The 18397-nt window shown below is 72.3% G+C and carries 16 protein-coding genes and 1 riboswitch; of the genes, 4 read left to right on the forward strand and 12 right to left on the reverse strand.

Annotated elements, in window-relative coordinates:
- Positions 1 to 358 precede the first annotated feature (358 nt).
- Positions 359 to 2224 (forward strand): AAA family ATPase, encoded by a 1866-nt coding sequence (locus AMK11_RS27430; protein ID WP_073730763.1) that lies wholly within the window; start codon positions 359 to 361, stop codon positions 2222 to 2224.
- 18 nt (positions 2225 to 2242) lie between these two features.
- Here the strand turns inward: AMK11_RS27430 and AMK11_RS27435 are convergent, their stop codons facing one another.
- The 9 genes from AMK11_RS27435 to AMK11_RS27475 form a co-directional block, all read right to left on the reverse strand.
- Positions 2243 to 3280, reverse strand: coding sequence for a hemolysin family protein (locus AMK11_RS27435; RefSeq protein WP_073730764.1), 1038 nt, complete (start codon positions 3278 to 3280; stop codon positions 2243 to 2245).
- Positions 3277 to 4608 (reverse strand): hemolysin family protein, encoded by a 1332-nt coding sequence (locus AMK11_RS27440; protein WP_073730765.1) that lies wholly within the window; start codon positions 4606 to 4608, stop codon positions 3277 to 3279. The genes AMK11_RS27435 and AMK11_RS27440 overlap by 4 nt, the downstream gene beginning before the upstream one ends.
- A gap of 204 nt (positions 4609 to 4812) precedes the next feature.
- Positions 4813 to 5280: a PH domain-containing protein gene (locus tag AMK11_RS27445; protein WP_073730766.1), complete on the reverse strand. Its 468-nt coding sequence runs from the start codon at positions 5278 to 5280 to the stop codon at positions 4813 to 4815.
- Between the two features lie 20 nt (positions 5281 to 5300).
- Positions 5301 to 6149, reverse strand: a complete 849-nt coding sequence (gene hisG, locus AMK11_RS27450) for an ATP phosphoribosyltransferase (RefSeq protein ID WP_073730767.1) — start codon at positions 6147 to 6149, stop codon at positions 5301 to 5303.
- Positions 6150 to 6196: 47 nt separating this feature from the next.
- Positions 6197 to 6469 carry a phosphoribosyl-ATP diphosphatase gene (locus tag AMK11_RS27455; protein ID WP_011027788.1) on the reverse strand — a complete coding sequence of 91 codons (273 nt, stop codon included), beginning with the start codon at positions 6467 to 6469 and terminating at the stop codon, positions 6197 to 6199.
- 34 nt (positions 6470 to 6503) lie between these two features.
- Positions 6504 to 6989 carry a 6,7-dimethyl-8-ribityllumazine synthase gene (gene ribH, locus AMK11_RS27460; protein ID WP_073730768.1) on the reverse strand — a complete coding sequence of 162 codons (486 nt, stop codon included), beginning with the start codon at positions 6987 to 6989 and terminating at the stop codon, positions 6504 to 6506.
- 21 nt (positions 6990 to 7010) lie between these two features.
- Positions 7011 to 8300, reverse strand: coding sequence for a bifunctional 3,4-dihydroxy-2-butanone-4-phosphate synthase/GTP cyclohydrolase II (locus tag AMK11_RS27465; RefSeq protein ID WP_073730769.1), 1290 nt, complete (start codon positions 8298 to 8300; stop codon positions 7011 to 7013).
- Positions 8297 to 8941 carry a nicotinamide mononucleotide transporter family protein gene (locus AMK11_RS27470; RefSeq protein ID WP_073730770.1) on the reverse strand — a complete coding sequence of 215 codons (645 nt, stop codon included), beginning with the start codon at positions 8939 to 8941 and terminating at the stop codon, positions 8297 to 8299. The genes AMK11_RS27465 and AMK11_RS27470 overlap by 4 nt, the downstream gene beginning before the upstream one ends.
- Entirely contained in the window at positions 8938 to 9540 is a 603-nt protein-coding gene (locus AMK11_RS27475) for a riboflavin synthase (RefSeq protein ID WP_073730771.1), read from the reverse strand. Before AMK11_RS27475 ends, AMK11_RS27470 begins: the two co-directional genes overlap by 4 nt.
- Positions 9541 to 9690: 150 nt before the next feature.
- Positions 9691 to 9821, reverse strand: a riboswitch (FMN riboswitch).
- Between the two features lie 215 nt (positions 9822 to 10036).
- Between AMK11_RS27475 and AMK11_RS27480 the strand changes: the two genes are divergently transcribed.
- Complete coding sequence (locus AMK11_RS27480) at positions 10037 to 12415, forward strand: chitinase C-terminal domain-containing protein (RefSeq protein ID WP_073730772.1); 2379 nt, start codon at positions 10037 to 10039, stop codon at positions 12413 to 12415.
- Positions 12416 to 12586: 171 nt separating this feature from the next.
- On the opposite strand, the gene AMK11_RS27485 is transcribed toward AMK11_RS27480, so the two are convergent.
- Positions 12587 to 13780 (reverse strand): ROK family transcriptional regulator, encoded by a 1194-nt coding sequence (locus AMK11_RS27485; protein WP_073730773.1) that lies wholly within the window; start codon positions 13778 to 13780, stop codon positions 12587 to 12589.
- A 150-nt stretch (positions 13781 to 13930) separates the two neighbouring features.
- Here AMK11_RS27485 and AMK11_RS27490 point away from each other — a divergent pair, with 150 nt between their 5' ends.
- Positions 13931 to 15142: an MFS transporter gene (locus AMK11_RS27490; protein ID WP_073730774.1), complete on the forward strand. Its 1212-nt coding sequence runs from the start codon at positions 13931 to 13933 to the stop codon at positions 15140 to 15142.
- On the opposite strand, the gene AMK11_RS27495 is transcribed toward AMK11_RS27490, so the two are convergent.
- A complete protein-coding gene (locus tag AMK11_RS27495; protein ID WP_073730775.1) occupies positions 15102 to 15560 on the reverse strand; it encodes an acyl-CoA thioesterase in 459 nt (152 codons plus the stop codon). The two genes, AMK11_RS27490 and AMK11_RS27495, sit on opposite strands and share 41 nt — an antisense overlap.
- Before the next feature lie 178 nt (positions 15561 to 15738).
- Here AMK11_RS27495 and AMK11_RS27500 point away from each other — a divergent pair, with 178 nt between their 5' ends.
- A complete protein-coding gene (locus AMK11_RS27500; RefSeq protein ID WP_073730776.1) occupies positions 15739 to 17160 on the forward strand; it encodes a uracil-xanthine permease family protein in 1422 nt (473 codons plus the stop codon).
- Here AMK11_RS27500 and AMK11_RS27505 read toward each other — a convergent pair.
- The gene (locus AMK11_RS27505; protein WP_073730777.1) at positions 17142 to 18278 is read right to left on the reverse strand and encodes a glycoside hydrolase family 6 protein; all 1137 of its coding nucleotides are present in this window, start codon (positions 18276 to 18278) and stop codon (positions 17142 to 17144) included. The two genes, AMK11_RS27500 and AMK11_RS27505, sit on opposite strands and share 19 nt — an antisense overlap.
- Positions 18279 to 18397: the final 119 nt, after the last annotated feature.

Consider the following 18397-nt stretch of genomic DNA (forward strand, 5'->3'; position numbering starts at 1 on the left):
TACGTTCTGGTTGTGCGGCCGTTCGAAGCCGCCCGCAGTCGCGAAGCCCCCGGTTGTTCCCCCGTGACCGGGGGCTTCGTTCTGCCCTGAGCGCGTTCTGCGGCTGCTCCGCGACGCTGTCCGCTCACCCTCGGTGACGTTCTCGTATGCGCCCCGTCCGCTCCCACCTCGTGGAACAGGCCTCCCCGGCGCCCTTCGGAGGGAAGACCGCCGCGGGTACGATGCCCTCGGTGCGACCCGGAGCGCAGTTGCCGCGCGCACCTTGCAACTCCGGCCCGCGGCAGAGCCGTTGGCCGAGGCGGCCGGCGGGCGACGGCCCGGCGGCATACCGACGGGGGCACGGTACGTGGGGGACGGGATGGACTTCGGCACGCAGGGCCCACAGGCCCCGGCCGACCTCGCCTGGCTGCGCGGCGTGGACGCCTACACCATGGGGGCGTATCCGCAGGCCGAGGAGGAGTTCCGGGCCGCGGTACGTATCGACCCCGCGATGGCCGACGGCTGGCTGGGACTGCACGCGCTGCGCGTCGACACCGCCAACGCCCTGCTCAGGATGTTCCGGCACCGCGAGCGCTTCGGCGAGCAGCGCGCCCGCCACCGCCGGACCCTCAACTCCTGGTACTGGCTGGGCTGGTGGGTGCAGCCCGTGCTGGAAAGCCCCCGCGACCTGCTGCTCGCGCATGCCTCCCACTGGCTGGACGGCCGTCACGTCCCGGAACTGGACCGGGCCCTGGCCGGGCTGCCGCCCGTGGACACCGACGCCCAGGTCCGGTTCCTGCACGCCTGCCGTGCCTACCTGGTCAAGGACTGGGAGCAGCTCGTCCGGCACACCGACCCGCTGCTCGGTGATGCCCTGCTGGGCATCGAGGCCGGTCTGTTCAGCGGCATGGCCCGGGTGCGGCTGGAGATGTACGGGCAGGCCGAGCCGCTGCTGTCGGCGGCCCTGATGCGGTGCCGCAGCGAACAGCCGCAGCGCAAGGAGCTGCGGTACTGGCTGGCGCGGGCGCACGAGGGCACGGGCCGCAGCGCGGCGGCGCTGCCGCTGTACCGGGCCGTGCACCGCGTCGACCCCGCCTTCATGGACACCTCCGCCCGGCTGGCCGCGATCGCCGAGGGCGACGGCTACGACGACGCGGCCGACCTCGCGGGACTGGCGCAGGCCGGCCTGGGACCGGACTGCCTGGACGGCCCGGACGGGCTCGACCCCCTCTCCGGAGCCGACGAACGCGACCTCAAACTGTCCGTCCCCGAGCCCGGTCCGCCCGCCCCGCTGCCCTCGCTGTCCGGACCGCCGGTGCGCGAGAAGACCGACGGGACGGACCCTTCCCTGCCCACCGGTCCCACCGACCCCGCGTTGCTGGAGGAGGCGCTCGCCGAACTGGAGCGCATGGTGGGGCTCGAACCGGTGAAGCGGCAGGTCAAGGCGCTGTCCGCCCAGCTGAACATGGCGCGGCTGCGGGCCGGTCAGGGGCTGCCGGTCCAGCCGCCCAAACGTCACTTCGTCTTCTCCGGCCCCTCGGGCACCGGCAAGACCACCGTCGCCCGCATCCTGGGCCGTGTCTTCTACGCCCTCGGCCTGCTCGGCGGCGACCACCTCGTGGAGGCGCAGCGGGCCGACCTGGTCGGCGAGTACCTGGGCCAGACCGCCGTGAAGGCCAACGAGCTGATCGACTCCGCGCTCGGCGGCGTCCTCTTCGTGGACGAGGCGTACTCCCTGTCCAACTCCGGGTACGGCAAGGGGGACGCGTACGGCGACGAGGCGCTGCAGGTGCTGCTGAAGCGGGCCGAGGACAACCGGGACCACCTGGTGGTGATCCTGGCCGGCTATCCGGAGGGCATGGACCGGCTGCTGGGCGCCAACCCCGGGCTGTCCTCGCGCTTCACGACGCGGGTCGACTTCCCCTCGTACCGGCCGCTGGAACTCACCTCGATCGGGGAGGTGCTCGCGGCGGAGAACGGTGACGTGTGGGACGAGGAGGCGCTGGACGAGTTGCGGTCGATCGCCGGGCACGTGGTGGATCAGGGGTGGATCGACGAGCTGGGGAACGGGCGGTTCCTGCGGACGCTGTACGAGAAGAGCTGTGCGTACCGGGATCTGCGGTTGTCGGTGTATCCGGGGGTGTTGAGCCGGGACGACCTGGCGACGTTGCGGTTGCCGGACTTGATGCAGGCGTACGGGGAGGTGCTGTCGGGGAGGGGGCCGGGGGATCAGTCGGCCCTGTGAGGCCCGCGGCCAAGGCGGTCACGTCGCCAAGGTCACCTCTCGGTGGGCCGGGTCCCGTACCTCGCCGACCAGGAGTTCCAGTACGTCCTCCAGGGCGACCAGGCCCAGGACCTTGCCCGACGCGTCCGTGACCTGGGCCAGGTGGGTGGCGGCGCGGCGCATCACGGTGAGGGCGTCGTCGAGGGGGAGGTCGGGGCGGAGGGTCGTCATCGGGCGCCAGAGGTGCTGCGGGACGGCCCGGTCGGGATCCTCGGCGTCGAGGACGTCCTTGACGTGGAGGTAGCCCATGAAGGGGCCCTTGCCGGCCGCGACCGGGAAGCGTGAGTACCCGGTGCGGGCGGTGAGCCCGACGATCTGGCCCGGGGTGGCCGACGGGCCGACCGTCACCAGGGACTCGCGGCCGAGCAGTACGTCCGTCACCGGGCGGGAGCCCAGTTCCAGGGCGTCCTCCAGGCGTTCCTGCTCCTCGGGGTCGAGCAGGCCGGCCTGGCCGGCGTCCTCCACCAGCCGGTTGAGCTGTGCACTGGTGAAGACGGCCTCGACCTCGTCCTTGGGCTCGACGCGGAACAGCCGCAGGATGCCCCGGGAGCAGGCGCCCAGGGCGAAGGTGACCGGCTTGCAGAGACGGGCGAAGGCGACGAGGCCGGGGCTCAGCCACAGCGCGGTCCTCTCGGGGGCGGCCATCGCGAGGTTCTTCGGAAGCATCTCGCCGATGACGAGGTGGCAGAAGACCACGGCGGCCAGCGCGATGACGTAGCCGAGGGGGTGGATGACGCCGTGCGGCAGGTGCATCCACTCGAAGACCGGTTCCAGCAGGTGCGCGACGGTCGGTTCGGCGACCGCGCCGAGGGTGAGTGAGCAGACCGTGATGCCGAACTGGGCGGCGGCCATCATCTGCGGCAGCCGCTCCAGGCCGTACAGCACCTGGCGGGCCCGGGCGGTGCCGAGCGGTTCGATCTGGCTGCGGCGGACCGAGACCAGGGCGAACTCGGCGCCGACGAAGAAGCCGTTGGCGAGCACGAGCAGCGCGGCGAAGAGGAGTTGCAGGACGCTCATCGGGCGGCCTCCGGCACGGAGACCGGTGCCGTCCGCACCAGTCGTATGCGCTCGGCGCGGTAGTGGCCGACCCGGCGGACGGAGAGGCGCCAGCCGGGCAGTTCCGCGCGGTCGCCGACGGCCGGGATGCGGCCGAGCAGGTCGGCGACGAGGCCGGCCGCGGTCTCGTACGGGCCGTCGGGGGCGTCGAGGCCGATGCGGCGCAGGGCGTCGACGCGGCAGCTGCCGTCGACGTCCCAGGCGGGCCGGCCGTCCTCGGGCGGGGCGGCGGCGAGTTCGGGGGCGTCCAGGCCGTCGTGCTCGTCGCGGACCTCGCCGACCAGCTCCTCGACGATGTCCTCCAGGGTGACGACGCCGGCCGTGCCGCCGTACTCGTCGACGACGACCGCGATGGGCTGCTCGCTTCGCAGGCGGGTGAGGAGGGGCCGGACGGGCAGGGTCTCGGGGACCAGCAGCGCCGGCTGGGCGATGCGGCCGGCGGGGGTGCGCAGCCGGTCGTGGGCGGGGACGGCGAGGGCGTCCTTGAGGTGGACCATGCCGACGATCTCGTCAATCTTCTCCCGGTAGACGGGGAAGCGGGACAGGCCGGTGGCGCGGGTCAGGTTGACCACGTCCTCGGCGGTGGCCGAGGAGTGCAGGGCGCTGACCTTCACGCGTGGGGTCATGACGTGCTGTGCGGTCAGTTCGCCCAGCGACAGCGTGCGGACGAACAGGTCGGCGGTGTCCTGTTCCAGCGCGCCGGCGCGGGCGGAGTGCCGGGCCAGGGAGACCAGTTCGTCGGGGGTGCGGGCGGAGGCCAGCTCTTCGGCGGGCTCGACGCCGAGCGTGCGGACCAGGCGGTTGGCCACGGCGTTCAGGGAGGCGATCACCGGGTGGAACAGGCGGGCGAAGGCGTGCTGGGGGCCGGCGACGAAGCGGGCGACCTGGAGGGGCCTGGACACCGCCCAGTTCTTGGGCACCAGCTCGCCGATCACCATCTGGACCGCCGACGCCAGCAGCATGCCGACGACGACGGCGATGCCGGGGACGGCACCGTCGGGGATGCCGATCGCCGTGAAGGGACCGTCCAGGAGGCGGGCGAGCGCCGGTTCGGCGAGCATGCCGACGACGAGGGAGGTGATGGTGATGCCGAGCTGGGTGCCGGAGAGCTGGAAGGACAGCTCCTTCAGGGACTCGACGACGCGGCGGGCGCGCCGGTCGCCGTCGGCGGCGGCCTGTTCGGCGTCGGGGCGTTCGACGGTCACCAGGCCGAACTCGGCGGCTACGAAGAAGCCGTTGGCGAGGATCAGCACGAAGGCGGCTGCCAGGAGCAGCAGGGGGGTGGTCATGATGCCGCCGCCTGTGGGGGTTCACAGCAGGGGGCGGCGCAGGTACTGCAGGACGGTCCGTCCATCGCCGGAGGGAGTCACTCCTCGGGTAGCGGGAACCCCCGCGCACCGGGCGGAGCGACGGGGGCGAGGACGCGACGGCCGCGTCCTCGTTCCCAGATTAATCACGAAAAGGGCGCCCGCGGCAGGGGCGGCGCTCCCGCGTCAGCCGCGTGGTGCCTCGGGGGCGGCGCCGGAACGGGCTTCGACGAGGGCGCGCAGGGCGCGCGCGTCCTGGATGGCGCGCTGCCGGGCGATGCCCGGCTGGATGCCGAGCGCGGGCAGGCTGGTGCCGTCGCTGAGGTCGAGGAAGGCCCAGGGGTCGCCCTGCCGGAGGTTGACCCGGAGGATCTCGGCCCAGGCCAGGCGCCGCTTGGTGGTGAGGTTGACGACGGTGACGCCCGTCTCGTCGGCGGTGACGTGGGGTCGGGCCAGCAGGAACAGGACCCCGGCGAGGAGGAGTGCGGTCAGCATGAAGCTGAGGCGCTCCCCCGTGCCGAGGCCGTTCAGCAGCATGCCGACCGCCGTGATGGCCGCGAAGGTGAGGACGGCGAGGACGGTCAGGACGGCGCGGGTGCGGCCCGGCCGGAAGGTGACGGGCAGGGCCGGCAGGTCCGGCGTGGTGTCGGGCATGAGATGGCTCCGGGTCCCGCTCAGAGGCGGCAGGCGTGGATGGCCGTGGTCAGGATGGCCCGGGCGCCGATCTCGTACAGGTCGTCCATGATCCGCTGGGCGTCCTTGGCGGGGACCATGGCGCGGACGGCGACCCAGCCCTCGTTGTGCAGCGGGGAGACGGTCGGGGACTCCAGGCCGGGGGTGAGGGCGACGGCCTTCTCCAGCTGCTCCACCCGGCAGTCGTAGTCCATCATCACGTACGTCCGGGCCACCAGGACGCCTTGCAGGCGGCGCAGGAACTGCTGGACCTTGGGTTCCTCGGCGTCCGCGCCGGAGCGGCGGATGACGACGGCCTCCGACTTCATGATGGGCTCGCCGAAGACCTCCAGGCCCGCGTTGCGCAGCGAGGTCCCGGTCTCGACGACGTCCGCGATGACCTCGGCGACGCCCAGCTCGATGGCGGTCTCGACGGCGCCGTCGAGGTGGACGACGGAGGCGTCGACGCCCTGTTCGGCCAGGTGGGCGGCGACGATGCCCTCGTAGGAGGTGGCGACGGTGCGGCCCTTGAGGTCGGTGACGCCGTTCGCGGTGCCCGGCTTGCCGGCGAAGCGGAAGGTGGAGCGGGCGAAGCCGAGCGGGAGGATCTCCTCGGCGTCGGCGCCGGAGTCGATCAGCAGGTCGCGGCCGGTGATGCCGATGTCGAGCTTGCCGGAGGAGACGTAGATCGCGATGTCGCGGGGGCGCAGGTAGAAGAACTCGACCTCGTTGGTCGGGTCGACGATGCGCAGTTCCTTGGACTCGCGGCGCTGCTGGTAGCCGGCCTCATGCAGCATCTCCCCCGCGGGGCCTGACAGGGAACCCTTGTTGGGGACGGCGATGCGCAGCATGAGGTCGGCTTCCTTTGTGTGAAGGGGTGGAGAAAAGGGGGTTCGGCTTACAGGTGGGCGTAGACGTCGTCCAGGGAGATGCCGCGGGCGACCATCATCACCTGGACGTGGTACAGCAGCTGGGAGATCTCCTCGGCCGCCGCGTCCTTGCCCTCGTACTCGGCGGCCATCCAGACCTCGGCGGCCTCCTCGACGACCTTCTTGCCGATGGCATGGACCCCCTTGTCCACCAGTTCGGCGGTGCGGGAGGTGGCGGGGTCGCCGTTCGCGGCCTTGTGCTGGAGCTCGGTGAAGAGCTCCTCGAAAGTCTTCTTGGACATGGTGCCGACCACTCTACGGGTTGTGCCGGTCGACCTAACGCCAGGGTTCAGATACTGAACGGAGCGTAGCCGCCGTGGCGACGGCCGCGGTCACCGCCTCGTGGCCCTTGTCCTCGCTGGAGCCCTCGATGCCGGCCCGGTCGAGGGCCTGCTCCTCGGTGTCGCAGGTGAGGACGCCGAAGCCGACGGGGACGCCGGTCTCCACGGAGACCTGGACCAGGCCCTGGGTGACGCCCTGGCAGACGTAGTCGAAATGGGGGGTGCCGCCGCGGATGACGACGCCGAGGGCGACGATCGCGTCGTAGCCGCGGCCGGCGAGGACCTTGGCGACGACCGGGAGCTCGAAGCTGCCGGGGACCCTGAGCAGCGTCGGCTCGTCGATGCCCAGCTCGTGCAGGGCGCGCAGGGCGCCGTCGACCAGTCCGTCCATCACCTTGTCGTGCCACTGTGCCGCGACGACGGCGACCCGCAGGTCCCCCACGTTGCGTACGGACAGGTCCGGTGCACCCTTGCCGCTCACGTCTCTCCTCGCGTTGCTTGCTTACTGGTTGCCGCAGGTGGACACGGGCGTCGTGTCCAGCCAGGGCAGGTCGTGTCCCATCCGGTCCCGCTTGGTGCGCAGGTAGCGGAGGTTGTGTTCGCCCGCCTGGACGGGCATCGGCTCGCGGCCGGTGACCTGGATGCCGTGCCGTTCCAGGGCGTCGCTCTTGTCCGGGTTGTTGGTCATCAGGCGGACGGAGCGTACGCCGAGGTCGTCGAGGATCTGGGCGCCGGCGCCGTAGTCGCGGGCGTCTGCGGGCAGGCCGAGTTCCAGGTTGGCGTCGAGGGTGTCGCGGCCGCGCTCCTGGAGTTCGTAGGCGCGCAGCTTGGACATCAGGCCGATGCCGCGTCCCTCGTGGCCGCGCAGGTAGACAACCACTCCCCTGCCCTCGGCCTGGATACGGTCCAGGGAGGCGTCCAGCTGGGGGCCGCAGTCGCAGCGCTGGGAGCCGAAGACGTCGCCGGTGAGGCACTCGGAGTGGATCCGGACGAGGACGTCCTCGCCGTCGCCGACCTCGCCGTGGACGAGGGCGACGTGCTCGACGCCATCGACGGTGGAGCGGTAGCCGTGCGCCGTGAACTCGCCGTGCCGGGTGGGCAGGTGGACCTCGGCCTCGCGGCGGACGGTGGGCTCCTCGCTGCGGCGGTAGGCGATCAGGTCCTCGATGGAGATGATCGTCAGGCCGTGCTTGCGGGCGAACGGGATCAGCTCCGGCAGCCGCAGCATGCGCCCGTCCTCGCCGGCGATCTCGACGATGGCGCCGGCCGGGCGCAGGCCCGCGAGGCGGGCGAGGTCGACGGCGGCCTCGGTGTGGCCGTCGCGGACGAGGACGCCGCCGGAGCGGGCGCGGAGCGGGAAGATGTGCCCGGGGCGGACCAGGTCTGTCGGCTCGGCGGTGCCGCTCGCCAGGAGCTGGAGGGTGGTGGCGCGGTCGGAGGCGGAGATGCCGGTGCTGACGCCGTGCGCGGCGGTGGCGTCCACGGAGACGGTGAAGGCGGTCTTCATCGACTCGGTGTTGTCGTCGACCATCTGCGGCAGGCGCAGCCGGTCCAGTTCGTCGCCCTCCATGGGGGCGCAGACCAGGCCGCGGCACTCGCTCATCATGAAGGCGACGATCTCCTCGGTCGCCTTCTCGGCGGCGATGACGAGGTCGCCCTCGTTCTCGCGGTTCTCGTCGTCGACGACGACGACCGGGCGCCCTGCGGCGATGTCGGCGATGGCCTGTTCGACGGGGTCGAGAACGAGGTCTTCGATGCCGTCGGTGCTGTAGAGGACGGGTGCCGTGCTCATGCGGGCGCTCCTTCCGGGACGGGCCGCGCCGCGGTGCGGGAGCGCAGCCACCAATCGCGCAGGCCCCACAGGACGAGCGCGCCGTAGATGACGTAGACGAAGCCGGAGAAGGCGAAGCCGTTGGCGAAGTTCAGCGGTACGCCGACCAGGTCGACCAGCAGCCAGGCGAACCAGAACTCGACCATGCCGCGCGCTTGGGCGTACATGGCGACGACGGTGCCGACGAAGATGTACGCGTCCGGCCAGGGATCCCAGGACAGGGTGGGGAAGGCGGTGAACAGGCCGCCGACCGCGAGGGTGCCGACGGCGGCGGCCGCGACGAGGGCGCCGCGCTCGCGCCAGGTGGCGAAGCGGACGGCGATGGAGCCGTCCTGGGTCTGCTGCCGGCCGCGGTTCCACTGCCAGAAGCCCCAGGCGGCGACGACCATGACGACGACCTGCTTGCCGGCGCTGCCGGAGAGGTGGGCGGTGGCGAAGGCCGTGAAGAGGATCAGCCCGGAGACGAACTGCACGGGCCAGGTCCATATCGAGCGCCGCCAGCCCAGGGCGAGGCCGAGCAGACCGATCACGTTGCCGATCATGTCCGACCACTTGATGTGCTGGTCGAAGAGGGTGAACGCCTCGGAGTTGAGCCAGTTCACCGGGTGCCTCCCTGGGTGCCGAGCAGCCGCTCCACGTACTTGGCGATGACGTCCACCTCGAGGTTGACCGGGTCGCCGGGCTGCTTGATGCCGAGCGTGGTCAGGGCGAGGGTGGTGGGGATGAGGCTGACGGTGAAGAAGTCGGGGCCGGCGTCCACGACGGTGAGGCTGATGCCGTCGACGGTGATGGAGCCCTTCTCGACGACGTAGCGGGCGAGGTCGGCCGGGAGGGAGATCTTGACGAGCTCCCAGTGCTCGGACGGCTTGCGTTCCAGGATCTCGCCGGTGCCGTCCACGTGGCCCTGCACGATGTGCCCGCCGAGGCGGGCGCCGACGGCGGTGGGGCGCTCCAGGTTGACGCGGGAGCCGGTGGTGAGGACGCCCAGGCTGGAGCGGTTCAGGGTTTCCGCCATCACGTCGGCGGTGAACTCGTCGCCCTCGTGGTCGACGACGGTGAGGCAGACGCCGTTGACGGCGATGGAGTCGCCGTGCCGTGCCCCTTCGGTGACCGCGGGGCCGCGCAGGCGGAAGCGGCAGGCGTCGTCGAGGGTCTCGACGGCGGTGACCTCGCCCAGCTCTTCGACGATTCCGGTGAACACTTCCCGGGTCCTCCTGCCTCTTCGGGCACGGACTCCGGGGCTGTCGAGAGCGACAGAGATCGCGAGCGAGGACACCGGGAGCGACGCCGGACGGGGCCCGCCCGTGACGGGCGAGCCCAGAGGTCGGCGGCGCGCACGCATGCTCGCCCGCCGCGCACTGCCTCCCATCCGGACTTTAACCGTCGGTCCAGGAATTTCACCTGGTCAACCGGTCGCTGGAGGCGACCGGGTCGCGGACTGTAACCGCCGGTTCGGACTTTCACCGACCCCGGAGTGCGCTGCTTCTGGTACAGGGCCAGTGTGCCACGCCCGATGACCGCCCATGCGGACGGAGTGTGTGAGGTGGCTCACAGAGCGCTCCTCCGGCGTGACTCCACCGCGCCATGGCGACCCAACTGGGCTGTCACCCGGGCGCCTTGAGATTGGTCCATACCTATTGACTCACTGGTCTAGTCCTCTCTAGGGTCTGCGCAACTTCCGTGGAGAGGAACCGACTGTGCCTTCCCCCTCACGCTCCAGAACCGGCCGCGGAGCGAGACCGGCCCTGTTCGCGGCGGCCGCCGCCGTCGCGGGCCTGGTGCTCGCCGGCCTCCCGGCGACCGCGTCGCAGGCCGCCGCCGACCAGGAGTCCTGCCGCCCCGACGGGCTCTACCGGACGCCCGGCGTCGACGTCCCGTACTGCTCGGTCTACGACGCCGACGGCCGGGAGAAGATGGGCGCCGACCACCAGCGCCGGGTGATCGGCTACTTCACCGGCTGGCGCACCGGCAAGGACGGCAAGCCCGCCTACCTCGCCTCGGACATCCCCTGGGACAAGATCACCCACATCAACTACGCCTTCGCGCACGTCGACGGCGGCAACAAGCTCTCCGTCGGCTCGGACAGCGCGAAGAACCCCGCCACCGGCATGACGTGGCCCGGGGTCGAGGGCGCGGAGATGGACCCGGACCTCCCCTACAAGGGCCACTTCAACCTGCTCAACAAGTTCAAGAAGCAGCACCCGGACGTCAAGACGCTGATCTCGGTGGGCGGCTGGGCCGAGACCGGCGGCTACTTCGCCGACGACGGCACCCGCGTGGACTCGGGCGGCTTCTACTCGATGGCCACCAACGCCGACGGCTCGGTCAACCAGGCGGGCATCGACGCCTTCGCCGACTCGGCGGTCGACTTCATCCGGAAGTACGGCTTCAACGGCGTCGACATCGACTATGAGTACCCGACGACGATGAAGGACGCGGGCAACCCGCTGGACTGGTCCTTCGCCAACGGACGCCGCGCCGGGCTGGTCGAGGGCTACGCGGCGCTCATGAAGACGCTGCGCGGGAAGCTGGACCGCGCGGGCGCCGCGGACGGGAAGCACTACTTGCTCACCGTCGCCGCGCCGTCCTCCGGGTACCTGCTGCGCGGCATGGAGACCTTCCAGGTCCAGAAGTACCTGGACTACGTCAACATCATGTCGTACGACCTGCACGGCGCCTGGAACGAGCACGTCGGCCCGAACGCCTCGCTCTTCGACGACGGCAGGGACCCCGAGCTCGCCGGCGCGGGCGTGTACACGACCTCCCAGTACGGCGGCATCGGCTACCTCAACACCGACTGGGCGTACCACTACTTCCGCGGTTCGATGCCCGCCGGGCGGATCAACATCGGGCTGCCGTACTACACGCGCGGTTTCAAGAACGTCACCGGCGGCACCAACGGGCTCTGGGGCAAGGCACCCTCCACGGACTGCCCGGCCGGCTCCGGCCTGACCAAGTGCGGCGACGGCGCGGTCGGCATCGACAACCTGTGGCACGACCTGGACACCGCCGGCGAGGAGTCGCCCGCCGGTTCCAACCCGATGTGGCACGCCAAGAACCTGGAGAAGGGCATCGTCGGCGACTACGTCACCGACTACGGCTTCCCGGCCGGCACGAAGCTCACCGGGACGTACGAACGCCACTACGACGCCACGCTGGTCGCGCCCTGGCTGTGGAACGCCGAGAAGAAGGTCTTCCTGTCCACCGAGGACGAGCAGTCGGTCCAGGCCAAGGCGGACTACGTCGTCGACCGCGGCATCGGCGGCACGATGGTGTGGGAGCTCGCGGGCGACTACGCCTGGGACGCCGGCAAGGGGCAGTACGTGCCGGGTTCGACGCTCACCGACACGATGTACCAGGCATTCAGGAACGCCTCCCCGTACGGTGCGAAGCGCGCCACGACCGACCTGCCGGCCGAGGCGCTGGACGTCGACGTCGAGTTCGGGGAGTTCCCGCTCGGTGACTCCAACTACCCGATCAGCCCCAAGCTGAAGATCACCAACAACACGCAGACGGCCCTGCCGGGCGGTACGGAGTTCCAGTTCGACTACTCCACCTCCGCGCCCGGCAACGCCAAGGACCAGTCCGGCTGGGGCACTTCGGTGATCCGCAGCGACCACACGGGCGACAACGTGGGCGGCCTGAAGGGCGACTACCACCGCGTCTCGCTGAAGCTGCCGGCCTGGCAGTCGCTGGCGCCGGGCGCGTCCACGACGGTCGACTTCGTCTACTACCTGCCGGTGTCGACCCCGTCGAACTGGACGGTGTCCTTCGGCGGCAAGACGTACGCCCTGGCGGGTGACCTGGCCCGGGGAACGACCGTGGTGGAACCGGGGACGGAGACTCCGGGCCCGACGCCCACACCGACGGAGACCGGGTCGCCGAGCCCGACGCCCGGCCCGACGGGCGGCACCGGGCAGTGCACGGCACCGGCCTGGGACGCGGCGTCGCCGTACGGCGGGGGCGTCACCGTCTCCCACGAGGGGCACTCGTGGAAGTCCAAGTGGTGGACGAAGGGCGAGGAGCCCGGAACCACCGGCGAGTGGGGCGTCTGGCAGGACCTCGGCGCCTGCTGAGCCCCGGCAGTACCGGCCCGGCGGCGGTGACGACGGCCCTTGCCCGCCGCCGGGTCTCTCAACGGTTACCCGCGTGTCGCGTCCGTGGGGTGCCGGCAACACCGAGGCCGGCGGCCCGGTCCGGGGGCAGGCCCGCACTCGCCGGGCTGCCCGGCGAGTGCCGTCCGCCGGCTACCGCTCCGGCGGCGCGAACAGCTCGTCCTGCGCTCGGTCCCGGGCCGTCAGCAGTGCCCCGCGCAGGACGGCGCCGCCGCCCAGTGCGGTGGCCCGTACCTCGGTGGCCAGCGGCGACATGCGGGTGAGGCGGTCCTGGACGCGGGCGGCGAGCGCGTCGGCGCCGGCCCGGCCGATCTCGCCGGCCAGCACCACGCAGCCGGGGTCCAGGACGGAGACGACGGTGGCCGCGCCGAGGGCGACCCGGTCGGCGAGGGCGTCCAGGAAGCGGGCGGCCTCCGGTGCCGTGTCCGACCGGCGCACCGCCTCCCGGACCAGCGCGGCGGCGTGCGGCTCGGGCCCCTCGGGCACGGCCGTCACGCCGTGTTCCGCCGCCAGCGCGCTCACCGCCGCCGCACCGGCCACGGAGTGGAAGCCGCCGTCGCAGTCGGTGGCCGACGGCAGGCCCGCGGTGCCCGGCACCGGCATGAAGCCGATCTCGCCCGCACCGCCGGAGACGCCCCGGCGCAGCGTGCCGTCGAGGACGACCGCGGCACCGATGCCGAGGCCGAGCCAGAGCAGGACGAACGTGTCCCGGGCCCGGGCCGCCCCGTCGCGCTGCTCGGCCAGGGCGGCGAGGTTCGTCTCGTTCTCCACTCCGACCCGTGCCTCGGGGAACTTCTCCTGCAGCGCGGCCGTCAGCCGGCGGTGCCACGCGGGCAGGCCCGTGGACGGGCGGAGGTCCCCGCTCGCCGGGTCGATCAGGCCGGGCGCGCCGATACCGACGGTGTGCAGCCGGTCGGCCCCGGCCTCCTTCGCCGCCCGTTCGACCAGGCTCACCGCCTGCTCCACCGCGGGCCCCGTCCCGGTGTCGTCGCCGATCGGCACGGACGCCTCGGCGAGGACGCGGCCGAGCAGGTCGGACACGAGGACGGCGACGCTCTCGGTGCGCACGTCGAGGGCGGCGAGGTACGCGCGGCCGGCGACGATGCCGTACAGCTTGGCGTTGGGGCCGCGGCGCTGCTCGCCCGACTCCCCCACCACCTCGACCAGTCCGGCGGCGATGAGGCGCTCGACGAGGTCGGCGACGGTGGGCCGGGACAGACCGGTCAGCTGCTTCAGCTGCCCCGCCGTCAGCGGGCCCTCCTGCTGGAGCAGACGCAGGGCGAGCCGGTCGTTGATGGCCCGGGCGGTGCGCGGTGATGCGGGCATGCCGGGATCCTTCCAGATCGGCGGCGCGGTGGCTCGCGCCTGATATCCCCTATCCATCAGGAAGGGTCCCTGATAGTTTACCCGGCGCAGCGCGGCAGTGTGCGGTGCGCAGGCAGACGAGCCGGTGCGGATCCGACGGAGGGGCCGAGAATGAGCGCAGTGGTCTACGAGCAACGCCAGGTGAGGCGCGCCCGGTACGCCGTGGCGGCCGTGTTCGCCGTGCACGGCGCGGTCACCGGTTCGTTCGCGACCCGGGTGCCGTGGATCCAGGACCACGCCGGCGTGAGCGCGGGCCAGCTGGGTCTGGCGCTCGCCTTCCCGGCGCTCGGCGCGTCGGTCGCCATGCCGCTGGCCGGCAGCGTCACCCACCGCTTCGGCGCCCGCACCGCCCTGCGCGGCCTGCTGGCCCTGTGGACGCTGGCGCTGGTCCTGCCCTCCCTCGCCCCCGACCTGCTCACCCTGTGCCTGGCCCTGTTCGTGTACGGGGCCACGGCGGGCATGTCGGACGTGGCGATGAACGCGCTCGGCGTCGAGGTCGAGAACCGGCTGGACAAGTCGATCATGTCCGGCCTGCACGGCATGTGGAGCGCGGGCGCCCTGATCGGCTCGGCGGCCGGCACGCTCGCCGCCCACCTGGGCGCGGACGCCCGCCTGCACCACGTCCTGGCCGCCGCCGTGCTGACCGTGGCCGGTCTGGTCGCCTGCGCCTGGGTGCTGGACCTCCAGCCCGCCGAGGACGAGGACCCGCCGCCGAGGTTCGCGCTGCCGCCCCGGTCGGCCGTGCTGATCGGCGCGGTCGGGTTCTGCGCGGTGTTCGCGGAGGGCGCCAGCCTGGACTGGTCGGCGGTCTACCTGCGGGACGAGCTGGAGACGTCGGCCGGACTGGCGGCGGCGTGCACGACCGGATTCACGCTCACGATGGCCGTGGCCCGGTTCGCCGGCGACAAGGTGGTGGACCGTTTCGGCGCGGTGCGCACGGTGCGCGTGAGCGGGGTGCTGGCAACCCTCGGCGGCCTGCTGGTCGTCGTCGGCGGCCATCCGGCGGTGGCGATGGCCGGCTTCGCGCTGATGGGGCTGGGTATCGCCGTGGTCGTCCCGCTGTGCTTCGCGGCGGCCGGCCGGGCCGGCTCCAACCCGAGCCTGGCCATCGCGGGCGTCGCCACCATCACGTACACCTCGGGCCTGATCGCCCCGAGCGCGATCGGCGGCCTGGCCCAGGCGACCAGCCTGGTGGTGTCGTTCGGCCTGGTGACCGTGCTGGCCTGCTGCCTGGTGGTGTTCGCGAAGGTGCTGCGCGCCGGGGACCGGGACCGGCCGAAGGTCAGTCCGCCGAGCGCAGCAGTGCCCGACCGGCAGCCCTGAAGGTGTCGCTCCACGGCGCCGGGCGCAGGGTCTCCGAGTCCAGCCGGACCAGCACCCGGGTGCCGCGGGCGTACGTGGTGGCACCGTCCGCCGAGCAGAAGCGGAAGCCGTAGGTCAGCCCGGTCGTGCCGAGCCGGTCCAGCCAGAGGTGGACGGCGTAGGCGCCCGGCCGGGTGACCGGGGCCTCGTAGGTGATGGTCAGCTCCTTCACCGCGTTGCAGGCGTCGCCGGCCGCCGCCCAGTCGCCCTCGAACCGGAAGCCGTACTCCGTCCACAGCCCGGCCCAGGCGCGCTCGGCCATCACCGGGTAGCGGGCGTTGTGCAGCAGGCCGAGCGCGTCGAGGTCGTCGAAGTGCACGGTGACGGGGACGAGGCGGCCGTACGACACGGCGGGGGCGGCGGGGGCTTCGGCGGTCACGGTGGGCTCCTGGGTGGTGCGGGGTGGTACGCGGTGCGGTGGGCGTACGGGCGATCACTCCCATCCTAAGCGGACGCTCAGCACACCCGTCCGGGAAGGGTGCAGGTCAGCCGCACGGCCGGGCACCCCCGACAATGGTCCGGACAGTCATCACGTACAGAGAAAGCGAAACCTCACCATGGACCTCGGCGTGCGCTGGAAGCTGCACGGGGACGGGAAGGTCCCCGCCCCCGGAGCGGTGGTCCGCCCCGACGAACGGCTCTCGTGGCCCCGCACGTTCGGGCTCGGCGCCCAGCACGTGGTGGCCATGTTCGGGGCGTCCTTCGTGGCTCCGGTCCTGATGGGCCTGGACCCCAACCTCGCGATCATGATGTCGGGCGTGGCGACCGCCATCTTCCTGCTCGCCACCCGCGGCCGGGTGCCCAGCTACCTCGGCTGCTCGCTCTCCTTCGTCGGTGTCGCCGCGGTCATCCGGGCCCAGGGCGGTACGAGTGCCACGGTGACCGGCGCGGTGCTGGTCGTCGGTGCGGCGCTGTTCCTGGTGGGGCTCGCGGTGCAGCGGTTCGGGGCGCGGATCATCCACGCCGCGATGCCGCCGATCGTCACCGGCGCGGTGGTGATGCTGATCGGCTTCAACCTGGCCCCGGTCACCGCCTCGACCTACTGGCCGCAGGACCAGTGGACGGCGCTGCTGGTGATGCTGTTCACCGGGCTGGCCGTGGTCTGCCTGCGCGGTTTCTGGTCCCGGATCGCGATCTTCCTGGGGCTGGTCTTCGGGTACGTGCTCTCCTGGGCCCTGGACCGGATCTTCGGCAAGATCCACTCGGTGGACGGCAGCGGCAAGGTCACCGACCACTGGCGCCTCGACTTCTCCGCCGTGGGGCAGGCCGACTGGATCGGGCTGCCGTCGTTCCACGGGCCGAGCTTCGAGTGGTCGGCGATCCTGGTCGCCCTGCCGGTCGTCATCGCGCTGGTCGCGGAGAACGCCGGACACGTGAAGGCGGTCGGCGAGATGACCGGCGACCCGCTCGACGACAAGCTGGGCACCGCGATCTCCGCGGACGGCGTCGGCTCGATGCTGTCCACCGCGGTCGGCGGTCCGCCCAACACCACGTACTCCGAGAACATCGGCGTGATGGCGGCGACCCGGGTCTACTCGACCGCCGCGTACTGGGCCGCCGCCTGCTTCGCGCTCCTCTTCGGGATCTGCCCGAAGTTCGGCGCGGTCGTCGCCGCGATCCCCGGCGGGGTGCTGGGCGGCATCACCGTCATCCTCTACGGCATGATCGGCCTGCTCGGCGCGCAGATCTGGATCAACGCCGGGGTGGACCTGCGCAACCCGCTGAACCTGGTGCCGGCCGCCGCGGGCATCATCATCGGCGTCGGCAACGTCAGCATGGAGTTCACCGACAACTTCTCACTCAGCGGCATCGCGCTCGGCACCCTCGTCGTCATCACCGGCTACCACGCGCTGCGCGCCTTCGCCCCGGCCCACCTCAAGACCCAGCAGCCGCTGCTGGACGAGGGCACGTCGTCCTACGACGAAAAGGCGGCGGGCGGCGAGGGGCCCGGTGACGGTTCTCAGCGCGCCAAGTCGTAGGCGTAGGACGGCGTGAAGGTGCCCGGTCTGCCCTTGCAGCCGTCCGACTCCCCCGGCAGCTTGACCCACAGGTAGGCGTCGATGCGGCCCAGGCCGGTGCTCAGGGTCGGCGTGCGGCCGATCTTGCGGCCGGCCGGGTCGCACCACTCGCCGTCGGGCGGGGCGCCGTTGCCGTTGCGGCTGGTGTCGATGACGGCGCCGAGGCTCTCCGGTCCGCCCAGGGCGTCGAGGACCGCGCGGTCGTAGGCGACCTCGTCGGCGGTGGTGTGGAAGTTGGAGACGTTGCTGAAGATGCCGTCGGAGGAGGCGGCCGAGGCGGCACCGGCCTCCTTCAGCCAGCCCGCCTGCTTGGCGGGCGCGTGCCAGCCGGAGTGCCCCGCGTCGTAGTACACGCGGGCGTGGGGATTGGCGTCCTTCAGCACACGGCCGGCGCGGGCCAGGGAGGCGAAGCGGTCGGCGCGCTCCCCGGCGGACAGGCACTCCGCCTGGGCCACCGAGTCGGGCTCCAGGACGACCACGACCTCCCGGGAGCCGAGCCCGGCGGCGAAGAGGTCGATCCAGTCGTCGTAGGCGTCGAGGTCGGGCGCGCCGCCCTGCGAGTGGCCGCCGCAGTCCCGGTCGGGTATCGCGTACGGCACGATCACCGGCACCCGGCCCTCGGCGGCACCGCCCGACGTCACGGCCCGGACCCGGGAGGTGATGGTCGAGGGCGTGTAGTCGGCGAACCATACGGCGGCCGGGTGGTCGGCTATCCGCGACCGTATGACGTCCTGGCGCGGGTCGTCGGCGTGGGCCCGGACCCAGTCGAGGACCTGTGACTCGGGATGCCGGTAGAGCCGGGTGGACGCCGGGGTCGCCCGGGACTTCGCCTCCGGTGTCTTCTTCCGCGAGGGGCCGGGACTCGCTTTCTTCGCCGGGGCCGAGGCGGAGGCGGACGGTGAGGCGGAGGCCGACGGTTTCGCCGACGGGGACGGGGACGGCACGAGGGGCAGGGACTGCAGCCTCGGCGAGCGCGTCACCTCCGGCCGGGCCTCGTCGGTGCCGCCGCCGTCGCCGAGCGCGGTGAGCATGCCGGTCGCGGTGCCGACCGCGACGACGACGGACGCCGCCGCGACCATCGCGCTGCGACGGGCGGCACGCCTGCGCTCGGCCCTGCGAGCGGCCAGGCGCCGGGCACGAAGGCCTGACACGTACGGTTCCCCCTCCCCCGCACGGCGGGCGCGTTCCCCCGTTCTGG

The sequence above is a fragment of the Streptomyces sp. CB02414 genome (assembly GCF_001905385.1).
In the GTDB taxonomy this organism is placed as follows: Bacteria; Actinomycetota; Actinomycetes; order Streptomycetales; family Streptomycetaceae; genus Streptomyces.

Coding starts and splice junctions, on each gene's coding strand:
- hisG (WP_073730767.1), bottom strand. CDS start 6,149: ATGCTGCGCATCGCCGTCCCCAACAAGGGTTCCCTGTCAGGCCCCGCG.
- AMK11_RS27490 (WP_073730774.1), top strand. CDS start 13,931: ATGAGCGCAGTGGTCTACGAGCAACGCCAGGTGAGGCGCGCCCGGTAC.
- AMK11_RS27430 (WP_073730763.1), top strand. CDS start 359: ATGGACTTCGGCACGCAGGGCCCACAGGCCCCGGCCGACCTCGCCTGG.
- AMK11_RS27465 (WP_073730769.1), bottom strand. CDS start 8,300: ATGAGCACGGCACCCGTCCTCTACAGCACCGACGGCATCGAAGACCTC.
- AMK11_RS27440 (WP_073730765.1), bottom strand. CDS start 4,608: ATGACCACCCCCCTGCTGCTCCTGGCAGCCGCCTTCGTGCTGATCCTC.
- AMK11_RS27435 (WP_073730764.1), bottom strand. CDS start 3,280: ATGAGCGTCCTGCAACTCCTCTTCGCCGCGCTGCTCGTGCTCGCCAAC.
- AMK11_RS27485 (WP_073730773.1), bottom strand. CDS start 13,780: ATGCCCGCATCACCGCGCACCGCCCGGGCCATCAACGACCGGCTCGCC.
- AMK11_RS27505 (WP_073730777.1), bottom strand. CDS start 18,278: ATGGTCGCGGCGGCGTCCGTCGTCGTCGCGGTCGGCACCGCGACCGGC.
- AMK11_RS27500 (WP_073730776.1), top strand. CDS start 15,739: ATGGACCTCGGCGTGCGCTGGAAGCTGCACGGGGACGGGAAGGTCCCC.
- AMK11_RS27445 (WP_073730766.1), bottom strand. CDS start 5,280: ATGCCCGACACCACGCCGGACCTGCCGGCCCTGCCCGTCACCTTCCGG.
- AMK11_RS27455 (WP_011027788.1), bottom strand. CDS start 6,469: ATGTCCAAGAAGACTTTCGAGGAGCTCTTCACCGAGCTCCAGCACAAG.